We start from the raw sequence: 239 nt of genomic DNA, 5'->3' as shown, positions 1-239 counted from the left end.
CATTCATGGGGTTAACCATCTTGGTGGAAATAAATTATGGGGAGAGGGTATTAGATGAGAAAAGATTTAGAGTGGGAATATGCTGATGCAGAAGTATCAGAAACTAAGATTAAAGAAATTGGATTACAATTAGGCTTCCAGTTACCTCAAGATTATATTGATTGTGTAAAAATAAATGGAGGTGCGAGTGTATTACCAGAAGAATTTAATGTAGGCAATGTAGAGGGTTGCTTTGGTAG

1 protein-coding gene is annotated in these 239 nt (G+C 35.6%); it reads left to right on the top strand.

The features are described from left to right. Positions 1–54: 54 nt before the first annotated feature. On the top strand, positions 55–239 hold a 185-nt coding region (locus tag JDS80_RS31075), incomplete at its 3' end, for an SMI1/KNR4 family protein (RefSeq protein ID WP_199640843.1).

The organism is Bacillus cereus group sp. N8 (assembly GCF_016483685.1).
Classification (GTDB): domain Bacteria; phylum Bacillota; class Bacilli; order Bacillales; family Bacillaceae_G; genus Bacillus_A; species Bacillus_A proteolyticus.
Note: the sequence above shows the minus strand (reverse complement) of the source record. Positions and strands in the feature narration are given on the sequence as shown.